This window comes from Vibrio sp. RM-41-2B, assembly GCF_024744415.1.
Lineage (GTDB): Bacteria > Pseudomonadota > Gammaproteobacteria > Enterobacterales > Vibrionaceae > Vibrio > Vibrio diabolicus.
This window is the reverse complement of the sequence record NZ_JAMQWD010000004.1, coordinates 310945-323132: the sequence shown is the minus strand read 5'-3', so window position 1 is coordinate 323132 and position 12188 is coordinate 310945. Positions and strand designations below refer to the sequence as shown.

11 protein-coding genes are annotated in these 12188 nt (G+C 43.6%); 5 read left to right on the top strand and 6 right to left on the bottom strand.

Translation table 11 applies throughout. The annotated features are described in order from the left end of the window. The first annotated feature begins 395 nt into the window (after positions 1-395). Positions 396-1478 (top strand): rod shape-determining protein RodA, encoded by a 1083-nt coding sequence (rodA, locus tag NB463_RS02875; protein ID WP_046875633.1) that lies wholly within the window; start codon positions 396-398, stop codon positions 1476-1478. A 73-nt stretch (positions 1479-1551) separates the two neighbouring features. Here rodA and NB463_RS02870 read toward each other — a convergent pair whose 3' ends face one another. From NB463_RS02870 to NB463_RS02860, 3 genes are all read right to left on the bottom strand, one after another. Continuing rightward, positions 1552-2268: a YebC/PmpR family DNA-binding transcriptional regulator gene (locus tag NB463_RS02870; RefSeq protein ID WP_005392082.1), complete on the bottom strand. Its 717-nt coding sequence runs from the start codon at positions 2266-2268 to the stop codon at positions 1552-1554. 135 nt (positions 2269-2403) lie between these two features. Further along, complete coding sequence (locus tag NB463_RS02865; RefSeq protein ID WP_005374484.1) at positions 2404-2613, bottom strand: DUF3283 family protein; 210 nt, start codon at positions 2611-2613, stop codon at positions 2404-2406. A 100-nt stretch (positions 2614-2713) separates the two neighbouring features. After that, positions 2714-4609: an ATP-binding protein gene (locus NB463_RS02860; protein WP_258430922.1), complete on the bottom strand. Its 1896-nt coding sequence runs from the start codon at positions 4607-4609 to the stop codon at positions 2714-2716. A 68-nt stretch (positions 4610-4677) separates the two neighbouring features. Here NB463_RS02860 and NB463_RS02855 point away from each other — a divergent pair, with 68 nt between their 5' ends. Continuing rightward, the gene (locus tag NB463_RS02855; RefSeq protein ID WP_258430923.1) at positions 4678-5433 is read left to right on the top strand and encodes a substrate-binding periplasmic protein; all 756 of its coding nucleotides are present in this window, start codon (positions 4678-4680) and stop codon (positions 5431-5433) included. A gap of 71 nt (positions 5434-5504) precedes the next feature. On the opposite strand, the gene ribA is transcribed toward NB463_RS02855, so the two are convergent. Together ribA and NB463_RS02845 are read right to left on the bottom strand one after the other, a co-directional pair. Beyond that, positions 5505-6566, bottom strand: coding sequence for a GTP cyclohydrolase II (gene ribA, locus NB463_RS02850; protein ID WP_258430924.1), 1062 nt, complete (start codon positions 6564-6566; stop codon positions 5505-5507). 281 nt (positions 6567-6847) lie between these two features. Beyond that, complete coding sequence (locus tag NB463_RS02845) at positions 6848-7045, bottom strand: PA3496 family putative envelope integrity protein (RefSeq protein ID WP_005392088.1); 198 nt, start codon at positions 7043-7045, stop codon at positions 6848-6850. 361 nt (positions 7046-7406) lie between these two features. On the opposite strand from NB463_RS02845, the gene NB463_RS02840 reads away from it, so the two are divergent. From NB463_RS02840 to NB463_RS02830, 3 genes are read left to right on the top strand one after another with little or no spacing between them, the layout of a single operon-like run. After that, the gene (locus NB463_RS02840; RefSeq protein WP_104970357.1) at positions 7407-8255 is read left to right on the top strand and encodes an ABC transporter ATP-binding protein; all 849 of its coding nucleotides are present in this window, start codon (positions 7407-7409) and stop codon (positions 8253-8255) included. Between the two features lie 2 nt (positions 8256-8257). After that, positions 8258-9190, top strand: a complete 933-nt coding sequence (locus NB463_RS02835) for an ATP-binding cassette domain-containing protein (RefSeq protein ID WP_065645233.1) — start codon at positions 8258-8260, stop codon at positions 9188-9190. Then, positions 9190-9657 carry a transcriptional regulator gene (locus tag NB463_RS02830; protein WP_258430925.1) on the top strand — a complete coding sequence of 156 codons (468 nt, stop codon included), beginning with the start codon at positions 9190-9192 and terminating at the stop codon, positions 9655-9657. Before NB463_RS02835 ends, NB463_RS02830 begins: the two co-directional genes overlap by 1 nt. Before the next feature lie 290 nt (positions 9658-9947). Here NB463_RS02830 and NB463_RS02825 read toward each other — a convergent pair whose 3' ends face one another. Next, positions 9948-11918: a replication initiator protein RctB domain-containing protein gene (locus NB463_RS02825; protein WP_005392102.1), complete on the bottom strand. Its 1971-nt coding sequence runs from the start codon at positions 11916-11918 to the stop codon at positions 9948-9950. Positions 11919-12188: the final 270 nt, after the last annotated feature.

The following is a 12188-nucleotide window of genomic DNA, read 5'->3' as shown; positions in this document are numbered from 1 at the left end:
GTTGAACGTGATTTGATGGTTTCAGATTAAGGGAGAAGATCGCACGCTGCTTTTGCATGCGACCAATGGCATTTATACGGAGTGAACGGTTGTTTGCTGCGATGAATGACATTCCATCCTTAAAGAGAACATTTATCCCAGCTTGTTTGTAAGCGTCTGTCTTTCACCACAATAGGAATAAAAATACTGGCTTAAAACCTGCTTCTAGTGTATTTATCCATTCCACAGCTTTCCAAGCAGCTTACCCATAACAGATGACATCGACGCTCCTCTCATACACACCTTTGCATGGTGTCTGTTATTTCCAAATAGGATTCTTAGCATCGGAATAGTTCGAACTCTCGAGTTCTGGTTGTTTTCGCGCTCGAACTGGGTGCGTTATTAGGTCGTAGAAAATGAATAAGCGTTTTTTCCCCAGGGTCGATTTGCCACTGCTGATGGCGATCATTCCGATCATGCTATTGAGTACACTAACACTTTGGAGTGCCAGTGGCTTTAATGAGGCCATGCTCTTCAAGCATTTAGCACGCTGCGGACTGACCTTGGTTTGTATATTGGTCATGTCATCGATTCCCGCCGCTAGCTATCAACGCTCAGCTCCATATCTCTACATTATTGCGGTTGCGCTGCTACTTGCTGTCGCTTTGTTTGGCGATAGCACTAATGGCTCTCAACGTTGGCTCGATATTGGCTTTTTTCGCTTTCAACCCTCGGAGCTAATCAAACTCTCGATTCCAATCATGATCGCGTGGATGCTACATATTGAAGGTGGCAGACCAGATAGTAGGAAAATCGCATTCTGCTTACTCATCACAATGATTCCTGCAGGGTTAATCGCGCTACAACCGGATTTAGACGGTGCAGTTTTTACCGTCATTTACGCCTTATTCGTTTTATTTTTAGCTGGCATGAGCTGGAAAATAATCGGTGGCTTTGTCGCGAGTATATTAACGTTGGCGCCAATTTTGTGGTTCTTCGTCATGGAAACGTATCAAAAAAGCCGCGTTACTCAGTTCTTGCACCCAGAGTCGGATCCGTTAGGTTCTGGCTACCAAATCATCCAATCTTTGATTGCGATAGGCTCCGGCGGAATGAAAGGCAAAGGTTGGATGAATGCTACGCAAGGAACACTTGGCTTTATTCCAGAAAGTCATACGGACTTTATTTTTTCGACTTATGCCGAGGAGTGGGGTTTTGTTGGTAGTTTAGTCTTGCTCGCACTGTACTTGTTTATTACCGCGCGCGTCATGTTGCTTGCATGTCAGTCTGATCACTTTTTTAGTAGGCTTGTGAGTGGCGCATTAGCGATGAGCTTTTTCCTGTATGCTTTTATCAATACAGGTATGGTGAGCGGCTTGTTGCCAGTAATGGGAAGCCCTCTGCCGTTCTTTAGTTACGGCGGCACGGCCATGCTGACGCAAGGCATCTGTTTTGGTGTAATCATGTCACTGTGTTATTCCAAATATCGCAACGCATAATGCTGCTAGCAAAGAGAGTGATCAAAAAAGGCTTCCCTCGGGAAGCCTTTTTACAACGGTGGAAGCTAAGAAATTATAGCTCTGCGTTGTGGTAAACCTGCTGAACGTCGTCACAGTCATCTAGAAGATCTAGGAATTTCTGGAACTTCTCAGCATCTTCACCCGCTACTGGAGTGTGAGTTTGAGGAACGAAAGTGATTTCTTCCACATCGATCGTTAGATCTGGGAACGCACCATTTAGCGCTGTTTTCGTCTTGAAGAACTCTGTGTGAGGAGCGAATACAGTGATCACACCGTCTTCTAGCTCAACGTCAGTTACGTCCACATCTTCCATCATTAGCGTTTCTAGGATGATTTCATCATCGTCGCCTTTGAACTGGAATACCGCTTGGTGATCGAACATGTGAGAAACTGAGCCCTCAACACCAATTTTCGCACCCACTTTAACAAAGCATTGGCGTACATCTTGGAAAGTACGGTTGCCGTTATCGGTCAGACAGTCAACGATAACACTAGTACCACCAGGGCCGAAGCCTTCGTAGCGCGCTGGTTGGTAATCTTCACCACCGCCGCCACTCGCTTTGTCTAGTGCTTTGTCGATAACGTGCGCTGGTACCTGATCTTTTTTCGCTTTCGCGATCAGGTGGCGAAGAGACAAGTTCATGTCTGGGTCACTACCGCCGTTTTTCGCGCACATGTAAATTTCTTTACCGTATTTGGAATAAACTTTAATTTTCGCGCCTGCAGTTTTCGCCATAGAGGCTTTGCGCACTTCAAAACTTCTTCCCATCGGGATGTCTCTCTAAATTCAAATTTAATGCGAAGGATTTTAGCAAAAAGCGAAACCTTTTCAATTTCGCTTAGCAAAGGAATGGGGAGGTTACCTCATTCGCCACATCGTTTTATACCGTTGTCACGATTCGCGTTAAGCGACACCCATTACTCGTTTGTACTTTTCGACCGATTGCTGAAAAAACGCTTTTTCATCAGCATCGTTAATCTTGGACAACTGTTCTTCTATTGCTTCAGGACCAGATTTGGCCTCTCTGAGCTTCCAAACCAAAAACGACGCTTGTTTATCCAGTTCGATTTTGTTTTTTTCATCAGGCGGCAATAGGGATAGATTGAACGACATTTACAGCCTCAAGGTACTTTAAATACTAGCCGCGCACTATAGCATACAGAGTTACAATTGCAGAATAGAAACGCACTTAACTTGATCAATTTCAAGTTAACTATTTGGGACCCGCACTGATTTTCAGCGCTTTTGGTAAAAACTGCTCGAATATTTGATGCAACCGATCTTTGGTCACAGGTTTGGCGACAAACTCATTCATACCGACGTCAAAGCAATGTTGTTGATCTTCTTTAATAACATTGGCACTCAACGCAATAATAGGAACGTGTTTCCCCCACTCTCCCATTTGTCGAATACGCTCAGTAGTAATGAAGCCATCCATCACTGGCATTTGGCAATCCATAAATACCAAGTCAAAAGCTTGCTTCTCACATAGCAGAAGCGCTTCTTCACCATGATTTGCGACGCTCACTCGAACGCCGAGCTTTTCCAACATAATACGCACGACTTTCTGGTTTACGATGGTATCTTCAACAATCAATACCCAAGGTTGATTGTCATGCTGGAGGCTGGTTTCATTATCTTCAACTTTTGGAAACGTCAAAACATTAGGTCGTTCCGTGTAGGTAGACCGTGCTTTTACTACAACTGGAATCGAAAACTCAAAACAACTACCTAGCCCCAACTCACTTGTCAGCTGGATTTCTCCTCCCATTAAGTTCACCAACTGAGCACCAATCGCCAAACCAAGGCCGGTACCACCGTACTTTCTGGTTGTACTGCCATCGGCTTGTTGGAAACGTTCGAAGATCGCTTGTTGGTTCTCTTTCGCAATACCAATGCCAGAATCAACGACGCGAAATCGAATCATGGCGATATCATGCTCTTGACGTGTTAACTCAACAAGAAGCTTCACATGACCACGATCAGTAAATTTGATCGCGTTGCTCAACAAATTGTTCAATACCTGTTTTAAGCGTGCAGCATCACCTTGCACTTCCGCTGGTAAGTGAGGATCAATATCGCTAAGCAATTGCAGATTCTTCTGCTTGGCTTTGACGGTATGTAAGCTGATCACATCATCCAAAATACGGTGCAGATCATAACTCGCATTTTCTAATTCGACTTTACCTGCTTCGACTTTAGAAAAGTCGAGAATATCGTCGATGATCGTCATTAAAGAGTGAGAAGAACTATCGATGATCTCTACAAACTCTTTTTGCTGAGGATCGAGTTTGGTGTCACCCAGTAATGAAGCGACACCAATAATGCCATTCATCGGTGTTCGAATTTCATGGCTCATGGTGGCAAGAAATTCACTTTTTTTGCGGTTGGCGACTTCCGCTCTATCTCTTTCTTCTTCAAGCTCAGTCTGATGCTCACGGACTTTCTCAACGCTTCGGTTGTATTTCTCCGCCAACACGCTCACTTCATCAAAACACCAACGCTTTGGGAGCGTAACTTTGCTTGGGACCTTCCCGCCACTAAAATCGCTCACGGCGCCAGAAAGCAGTTGGAGAGGATTGACCAAGAGGCGGAAGGCGACCCAAAGCACGCCAATTATGAGCAATAGGATCTTGATCGCTTCTGTCGTGAGCAAGAAAAAAAATTGTTGCCAAAGATCTTCATAAATCGAGCTCAGATCCGCCTGAACAGTCAATGTCGCCAGATCATAGGTTTTATCACCAACACGATATTGCATCGGCCAACTTCTTTCTACGACATCCTCAGAAAGAGCGGTGCCCAGTTCGACGATAACTTCATCTTCATTAGCGATACGTAAATAATCCACAGAGGGCATGCGCATTGCGCCCTCTGCTTGAGTGAGTAACAGCTCCCTATCCTCCACCCATAAGCTGGCAGAAAAGCTCGATAAGTAACTGGATTCGACCTGCTTTAGCTCGACGTGCAAATGGGCTAAATCTTCGTTAAAAACTCGATATAAACTCACAGCGGAAATGATGACAGTAAAGATTAAACTCAACGTTAACACCGCCAACATAAGTTGGTTTCCGATACTAAATCGACGTTGAGATCGCTCTTTTTCATCCATATGAAATCGCTCCGATAAACTTGCGCTACTCTAAATATAGCCACGCGCAAATAATAATCGAGGATACGATGAAAAGACTTCTACTTAGATTGGCTTTTAGTTTTATTGCGATAGGAACTTATGCTACTGCCGCTGAAGTGAACTATTACGTTATCGCCGACCAAGCAAGGCCATTTCAAATAGAACAACAGGGGCAAATGCATTCCGGGATTGTGACTGACATCGTCAGTGCCATTTTCGCTGAATCGGATTATCAGGTGAATTATCACACTTATCCGTTTAAACGAATGATTTCCATATTAGAAGAAGGTGGCGAACCAAACTGGCTAACTTACGGCAGCCCAAACTGGGGCAAGGTGCAATCAGAAAACTTGTCTGAAGAGCCCATTTACACTGTAAAACATGTATTGGTATCGAGTAGTGAGAAACCGTTAGAGTTCAAGAATATGGACACCATGCATGGCCGATCTATCGTATTACTACTCGGTTTTGATTATCCGAATTTAATCCCATTCTTTGAGGATGGTAGTGTGAATGAAATACGCGTTAAAGATTATGATGCCGCATATCGAGTGATAACCCGAACACCAGGAGATACAGCCTTCGTCGAAATGGAATCACGCGTTATATACAACTTAAAACGCCTCAATTTGTCGCTAGAAGATTTTCAGATCCAATCTTTCGACTCTGTTATCCCCGACTACTCGATCTATTTGGCCTTTTCACCCCAAATGCAGCCAGAAACTCAGGACTACATCAATACACGTTTGGCTGAGTTAAAAACATCGGGCGAAATTGATGAGATCATTCAAAGGTATCAATAAATGACCTAACGAATGAAAACGCCAACGATAGTATCGTTGGCGTTTTCATCTATTGAGACATAGATGATGCTTTACTTGGTGTGATTGACAAACTTAGGATCAAACATGTGCCCTAATTTACTCGCCTTAGTTTGCAAGTAGTGTTGATTGCTCGGATTATTACCTTCTTGCAAGGGCACACGCTCAATGACGTTGATATCAACCGCTTTTAACGCAGCCAGCTTACGTGGGTTGTTCGTCATTAGTCGCACCGCATCAATGCCCAAATGCTCTAACATCCCTTTACAGAATGCGTAATCACGCATATCGGCAGCAAAGCCCAAACGTTCATTGGCTTCTACAGTATCAGCGCCATCGTCCTGGAGGTGATAAGCTCGAATTTTATTAATCAAGCCAATACCACGTCCTTCTTGACGCAAATAAAGCAGTACACCACATCCCTCTTCGACAATATTTTGTAGCGCCCTATTGAGCTGAAAACCACAGTCGCAACGCGTACTAAACAAGGCATCGCCAGTAAGGCACTCCGAATGCAACCGAATAAGCGGTGCAGCGCTGTTTGCAGGCTCTCCATACACGAGGGCAAGATGCTCTTTGTTCGTGGCAGTTTCAACGAAGCCATACATCATAAATGTGCCCCATTGGGTCGGCAATTTGGCTTTATCGATGAACTTCACGAGATTGTAGGGCTCGACATGTCTCAGCTCAGCCCGAACGTTCATCAGAATTTCTCCTAAATGATTTTCTCCTTTACCGTCTCCCCCATCACCCCAAAAGGCATCTTTGTGAGAATGCTCTGTGAGACAAGCGTTACCCGTTCTCATTAACTGCTGCGCTAAAGGTGGATTTTGCAGAAACTTTTCTCTAACGATGAAAGCCATAACGGCCAACTTCATATCCTCCCAGTCACTTCTGACGAAATGTTCGTATTTTCGGCTTAAGGCGAATGCTTCATCGGGAGTGCTCGCGTGTTGAATTTTGCTTTGTAACTGCGCATCGAGGAACTTTTGGGCTTGATAATAATGTTCGCTGGTGGGCCAAGTTTGGGAGGATATATTGACTGGGGCATGGCAAAAATTGGAAAGAAAACCGTTGGGCTCATCGGGCTCATAAAAAAGGATTTGGTCAACCATACTCGCGCTCCTTGCTTTGTGGTCGCGATAATCAACAAAAAGCATATCGCTATTGATATATCTTTTAGTAACGCTAGGTAAGATTGTCAAACTTCTACACAGATGAAAATGAGTTTGGATCTAGAACTTTTTAGGTGAAAGAGAGGTGAATTAGAACGTTTGGATAAGAAAAATAAAGAGATGTGAGATGTTGTGGTGAGACGCTATGACTAAAATGGAAGGAAAAATAAAAAGGGCAGTCCGACGACTACCCTATGGATTGCTGTACCAAACTAGAGCAATCAGTGTATCAAGCCAAGCTCCCTTGCTTCTTCAATGGTCAATCCACTTTCACGGATTTCACGTAGCGCTTCAATGCGTCTTCTGGCTTCTGCTGATTTCACTGTTTTCTCAGGCTTCACAACGGCTTCTTCATCAGGTAATTCCCATTTGTGAGCGATGTTGGTCATCTCGTCATGGTCGATAGAATTAATGGACATATTTCCTCCGAACACACCATGTTTTCGATGCGTAATCTATAGCAAAACAGGAACGAGGTGGTAAGAAAAACTGTAGGGAAATGTGACCCCTCCCGCCCTTTCGTTAACTCCTTAATAGATCCATCATTTAAGTTTTGCCAAGGGGCAAATTTACGATTAGATTTGAATAATTACCCCTAAGAAAAGTGTGCTGATCCAGCTCTCAATTCTCGTCTTCCTTAGCCTCATTAACAACGCCGGATACCACTTTTTATTTCGCCTAACTTTCGAGTCACTTCACTGATTCGCCGCTTGCCACTTTCTAAAAACCATCACACCTGATAATGATAATAATTATCTTTTACATTGGTAAGGTGTTTATATGGATGGTATTAACTTAAATCATGCATACCACAATAATCCGGTCATCCAGATCCGAGATTTATGCGTCGATTACATCACCGATAATGGTGATTTCAATGCGGTAAAATCCGTCAGCTTCGATATCGGCAAAGGGGAAGTATTTGGGCTTGCTGGTGAATCGGGATGTGGTAAAAGCACGATCGCATTCTCGATCAACCGTCTCCATAAGCCACCAGCGTTCATTTCTGGCGGTAAAATATTGTTTGATGGCAAAGACATTCTTAGCCTCTCAGATTCTGAGCTAACCGCTCTGAGGTGGAGTGAAATCGCCATGGTGTTTCAAAGCGCGATGAACTCACTCAACCCTGTCTTAACGATCCAAGAGCAATTCGCAGATGTATTGCGTCATCACCAAGGACTCACCAACGCTCAAGCGAAAGATCGAGCAGAAAAACTATTGGACTTGGTCAATATTCCACGAGAACGGTTAACGGAATACCCTCACCAATTTTCAGGTGGAATGCGTCAGCGCTTGGTGATTGCTATTGCTTTGTCTTTGAACCCTAAGCTGATCATTATGGATGAGCCCACAACCGCTTTAGATGTGGTGGTACAAAGGGAGATTTTACAACAAATCTACCAGCTTAGAGATGAATTTGGCTTCTCAGTACTCTTTATTACGCACGACTTGGCGCTGATGAGCCAATTGTGTGATCGCATTGCCATCATGCGGCATGGAGAAATCGTCGAAGTCAATCAGGCATACGAAATTCGCAATAATCCTCAACATCCCTACACACAAAAGCTATGGGCTTCTTTCCCAAACATCCACGATGTCCACAAACAACCAGAGCAACCAGGAGCGTAATCATGAATCAACCTATCATCCAAATGAAAAACGTGATTAAAGAGTTCAGAGTAGGCGGTGGTTTAGCGAAAGAGGAAACCTTCCGTGCGCTCCAAGGCGTGAGCTTTGATCTGTATGCAGGAAAAACGCTGGCTTTGGTTGGAGAATCAGGCTGCGGTAAAAGTACGTGTGCTCGCTTGATCACTAAAGTCTATCCGGCAACAGAAGGCGAGATCCTTTTCAATGGCACTAATATCAATGAGATTACGTCACGCTCAGCGCTCCAAGAGTATCGCAGTAAAGTACAAATGGTGTTTCAAGATCCGTTTGGCTCACTCAATCCAACTCATACCATTCGCCATCATCTCACACGCCCTTTAAAGATTCATAAGCAAATCAAAAGTGAACGTGACATTCCTGCCCGCTTGGAAGCGCTTTTAAAGCTGGTGGAACTACCTGAAGAGACATTAAATAAGTTTCCTCACGAGCTTAGTGGTGGACAACGTCAGCGAGTAAACTTAGCACGTGCTCTCGCCGTCGGTTCGCAAATCATTCTTGCGGATGAGCCAACATCGATGCTGGATGTCTCCATTCGCCTCGGGGTACTGAATCTAATGCAGCGCATGAAGCAAGAGCTAGGAATCGGCTTTTTGTACATTACTCATGATTTGGCGACCGCACACTATATCGCGGAAGAAACAGCTGTGATGTACAAAGGGCAAATCGTTGAATGGGGTGATACACACTCAATACTAAAGAATCCGCAGCACCCGTACACCAAACTATTGATTTCAGCCGTTCCCGATCCAGATCTTCCTTTTGGTAACTTAGTGAAAAGTGAGCCAAACTATTCGATAGATGCCGATGAAATTCGTAGTCGTAGCAGCATCATTGTCGACGAATTTGATCAAATAGGACCCAATCACTATGTAAAACAATGGACTGAGGCTGCGTAATGGAATTGAGGACTTGGCAAGATCAGATCGCCATGTGGTATGAACATCGGAAGCATGATCAAGTTGAAAAACTGGAAACGATCTTATATCAAGCGCCCGACGGCGTGTTTGGCCCAGAACTAAACGAAGTTCAAAGCAAAGCGATTGCTTGCTGGCTAGACGGTTGTTTACGTGTGTTTCAACATGCTAGGTACCAAGATCCTCAAAAAGCGTATCAAACCTTGCTTTACACGAGCGCAAAGCTTGAGAAAGCGGCATGTCAGGTATCGACCGATATTCTGATCAAAGATTGGTGTTTAAAGCGACTTCAGCACCTTACCGTTTTAGCTTTAGAGTTTTGTAATCAGCAATGTGATCAAAATGAGTGGCAACAACAAGCATATAACTTGATCGAGTCGCATGTTGCTTTGATGCGTTCTTTACACTGGAATGAAGCCAAGAAGCATGATCAAGGTTTATCTCATTAATCTGGAAAAATGATCAAGGCTTACTTTGAGGAATTTGAGGTAAAAAAAAAGCGAGTTTCCTGAGGAGAAACTCGCGAAGTCTATTCAGAATGAATGTAACAATATGAGCCAATCTATTAATCATCAGAAAGGACAAAAGGTTGTCTATTCGTGATAAATAGTAGTCTCAGGCTTGGCTCCTAATGTCAGTGATTTGTTAGAGTTAAGTCTGTTTTTTATCATCGAAAGACATTGTTACATTTCAAATCAATACGCCACGCCTATTGCTTGATACACATCAAGCAACGCTTTTAAATCGCCATTTCATCCAGAGCGCGGAATACCATTTCATCCATATGGCCATCGAAGATTTGACGGCACACCTTCCTACGTACCGCTAATCCAGCAATCAAGCGCTCAATGGTAAGATGCTTAATATCATTTTGAGTGTTAAACAGCTCGACGGTTTTGCTTAATGTCTCATAAGGAATTGGCTCATCCCCTACCCTTAGCCAATCAAGCTTCTCTATGTAATCAGAACACTCTTCTTTGATTGAGGCATACGAGTGCCCTGTCATCGCAGATAAAGCCGTTATACTGCGTTCTAGAGCCTCTGGTGAGGTATATTTAGATAAAGTAATGGTGATCTCGTCTGCATTGATCTCTACCAAGTGTTTTCTTTGCTTCACGCGGCGGCCTAAATTCCCTCTTGGAGATGGCGCTTTGCGTTGGATAGGCTCAAATTCGCCGTCTATGATGCCTGAGAGCTCTTCAAGCTGTTGTCGGGTAACCATCTCATTACGAAGTGGGTTTGGCAGCGTAGGCGCCATGTTACGCTTTCCTGCGTTGGTTGTTCGCGCACGTGAATAACGTAAGACTTCTTCCACATCGCATTTTATATCGATCTGGTAGTCCATCACTTTGTCATTCTCGATCATAGTTTCGATCGTCAGGTGATAACCCCACAAATTCACGACAAACAGCTCATCCGTTCCCTTACCATCCGATAAACGCTTCAGCTCTCGGATCAAATCCATCGAGAATCGTCGCCATTCAATGTTACGTGCCAGCTTCTGGTTTAATTCACTCAGCAGCATGCAGTCAGTATGACGACGCACCATGCGGCTACGGAAGAAAGAATACAGTTGGAATACCAAAGTATGTTGCTTCAAGATCTCTGGTGGGAACAAGAAGAAATAATCACGTGTTAATAGTTCTTCATAAAACGAAGGCTCCCAAACCAAAATGTACAAGTTTGGCTTGATACGAATTTCACCATCGCTTCCCTCTACAGGCGCTTCTTCAGACGCAGTGATGGTTCGAGCAAGAAAACGAAAACGATCACTTTTGAATCCTTCTGGCATGTTTTCACTTAGCCAACGACCAGTAAGTTCATGCAGCTGGAAATCGGTAAACTCAATACGATCAATGCTGTCGCGAATAGAATCACGTGCTGGACCACTGTCTTTTTTGCCTCGAAGCGACAAAATATCAGTAATGTATAACGGCGTCTTGTTTGGCACGTGTGCTGCGTCGAGTTGATACTGATCTTTGTGATGATCATGGTATTGCACGGTCAACGTGAACAGAGCAAACAAGGTCATCAGATCATCCACAGTCATGATATTTTTGGATGATCGCGTTTCAATAACCGCTTTGGTACCAGAGATCGACACCATGGATTTCTGATAACTTTTTCGAGTTCTTGGTGGTGCAAGTGCTTGGTCAATGATCCCAGCCCAATTCGTTGGAGACACGACAAATTGATCGGCTTCATCTTTCATCGTTGGAGGGGTATTCAACCCATGTTCATTCAACAAACGCTTGTTCACTTGGGTTTGAGCCAATGCTTTTGAACGTTTTTGCTTTTCGTTTTGGCGTACTTTGTCTGTAACAAGACTTGTTGCCCCCAACACTGAAATAAGCTGATTCGGATTAACAAACTTATGTAACATCGTCTTACCAGCAAGTCCTTCTTCAAACCGCACTGGAGTTTGAGTAAACAAACCAATGTTTACTGCTGCACGTAAGCGTTGTTGCAAAGCTGCACGAGTGAGTTGTCCGTCCGTTGCTTCCACAATCTCTGTGGTGGAAACCAATCCATCTTTGCTGCTGAAACCTCGCAATGAGATCAGATTAAGCAACTCTAAGATGCTTTTGGTCACCCCTTTGAAATGTTGGTACTGCTCTACCCAATCTGCAGAGGATTCATGTACCTCAAAAAGATGGCCATCCTTATGGCTTCTAGGTGCTTTAATCAGAATTTTTTCATCAGCCGTCATTTTAGATCCAGATCACACTAGCCGTAGTTGTGCTATGGTTCCGAAGAATAAAGAAAAACAGATCATAAATAAAGAAAAAAGATTGTTTTTTAAATAACTGATCTTTTTGATTAATCTGATCTTAATTGATTATATGATCTAATGATCTGGTTATCGTTTTGCCGCTAAGTGCATGTTCTATAAAGTGATTATTTTTATGTATATCGGAACTATGATCATGTTAATTCTGAAACTATGATCAACAATAGCCTGAAAGCATGATCATATTTA

Bases quoted from the DNA above. Each gene is read 5' to 3' on its own strand.
- rodA (WP_046875633.1), top strand. From the start codon at position 396: ATGAATAAGCGTTTTTTCCCCAGGGTCGATTTGCCACTGCTGATGGCG.
- NB463_RS02870 (WP_005392082.1), bottom strand. From the start codon at position 2,268: ATGGGAAGAAGTTTTGAAGTGCGCAAAGCCTCTATGGCGAAAACTGCA.
- NB463_RS02865 (WP_005374484.1), bottom strand. From the start codon at position 2,613: ATGTCGTTCAATCTATCCCTATTGCCGCCTGATGAAAAAAACAAAATC.
- NB463_RS02860 (WP_258430922.1), bottom strand. From the start codon at position 4,609: ATGGATGAAAAAGAGCGATCTCAACGTCGATTTAGTATCGGAAACCAA.
- NB463_RS02855 (WP_258430923.1), top strand. From the start codon at position 4,678: ATGAAAAGACTTCTACTTAGATTGGCTTTTAGTTTTATTGCGATAGGA.
- ribA (WP_258430924.1), bottom strand. From the start codon at position 6,566: ATGGTTGACCAAATCCTTTTTTATGAGCCCGATGAGCCCAACGGTTTT.
- NB463_RS02845 (WP_005392088.1), bottom strand. From the start codon at position 7,045: ATGTCCATTAATTCTATCGACCATGACGAGATGACCAACATCGCTCAC.
- NB463_RS02840 (WP_104970357.1), top strand. From the start codon at position 7,407: ATGGATGGTATTAACTTAAATCATGCATACCACAATAATCCGGTCATC.
- NB463_RS02835 (WP_065645233.1), top strand. From the start codon at position 8,258: ATGAATCAACCTATCATCCAAATGAAAAACGTGATTAAAGAGTTCAGA.
- NB463_RS02830 (WP_258430925.1), top strand. From the start codon at position 9,190: ATGGAATTGAGGACTTGGCAAGATCAGATCGCCATGTGGTATGAACAT.
- NB463_RS02825 (WP_005392102.1), bottom strand. From the start codon at position 11,918: ATGACGGCTGATGAAAAAATTCTGATTAAAGCACCTAGAAGCCATAAG.